Here is a 1,329-nt window from a genome sequence, read left to right on the forward strand (position 1 = left end):
GTGGCAGCGTTAGAAGTTGAAGCGCAAACGCCACCAACACAAGTGCAAGACGATTTAGCTCCGGTGGTTTTAGAATCAGGAGAAGCGAAAGTGCTAACGGTTCATCAGCAGCGTTATGCCGCTGTTTATGTGCCTGAAGGCGTGAAAGAAGTACGCGTTTGGATGTCGAGCCAATCAAATGCGAACGACCCTTACGGCGCAGGTAATGTGGACTTGTACGCAAGCCGCAAACACTGGCCGACAGCAGAGCAACACGAGTACGCATCAAACTATGCGGGCAGCAACGAATATCTTGCTATCCCAGTGACTGAAGCGGGCTATGTGCACTTTTCTCTTCAAGCCCCTCAACAAGGTGATGATGTAGAGATGCTGGTTTATTTCTTCTAATCGACGTTAAGTTAGTTTCGTAACACAAAAAAACACGCCGCCATTTTTGGCGGCGCGTTCGTTTTTCCTGCTTTTGGTTGTATTCAAACAGTGTTAAATGCCAAACGTTTGCATGATTTCGAGATGTATCTGTCAATTTTTGTCGAAAGCGTCTCAATTTTGTGTTGGCATATCCTTCTCACATAATCTTTTTTAGCGCCGCGTTCTGTGACCTAGCTTCTGATTTGTGGTTTCTAAACGGATACAATATATATGCACCCCGTGCAATAAAATTAAAGGGAATGACATGAAAACGCTTATTTATGACACGTTGATTAGCCTTGCAAGCCAAGAACCAGAACAACATGCACGTATCCGACAAAACCTATATGAACAGTTGGATCTGCCGTTCGATAAGCAACTGGCTTTGTACTCTTGTGCCCTTGGGCCTGCGAGTTCAGGTAAGCTTGAGAGCAGTCAAGGTATCAACAACGCTGTGGATTGCGCCGTTAAACTTCTGGAAACACCAGAACGCTAATCTACTTCGTTGTCTTTATCACGGCCCAATACCCCAAGGGCCGTTTTTGTTTCTGCGTTTCCTCAACACACTTTTCGACGCCAAACCCTTCTCACCAAACGTGATCTAGTTGCCAGTTTGCTTTTCTTAACTATTTGTTACGTCAACGCATTTTATAACCTACTCATTTACAGCGAGTGGGTTAGGGCGTACATAAGGTTTTGTTGCTTGGAGTTTGTGTTTGGATTTTATATAAATAAAAACAATGACTTATTTTTGTTTTGTTTGCGGATGGCAAGAGCTGTCATCGACTGGAGGTGATTCACAGGCTCTCATTGTGCTAGGCAGGGCGTATCTACGCCTTGATTTTCAGCCTTGAGTTAAGCGCAAAAGGGTGAGGGCGTATCGCGAATAGCTTTTATAATTTCGACTATTGAGTTCATTCA

At 44.3% G+C, this 1,329-nt stretch carries 2 protein-coding genes; both read left to right on the plus strand.

The window, feature by feature from the left end:
• Positions 1 to 387, plus strand: a 387-nt coding sequence (locus tag R7Q46_RS24875) for a PPC domain-containing protein (protein ID WP_318077886.1), incomplete at its 5' end; no start/stop codon positions are given.
• A 286-nt stretch (positions 388 to 673) separates the two neighbouring features.
• A complete protein-coding gene (locus tag R7Q46_RS24880; RefSeq protein WP_005479230.1) occupies positions 674 to 904 on the plus strand; it encodes a PAS factor family protein in 231 nt (76 codons plus the stop codon).
• Positions 905 to 1,329 lie beyond the last annotated feature (425 nt).

The sequence above is a fragment of the Vibrio sp. 811 genome (assembly GCF_033339195.1).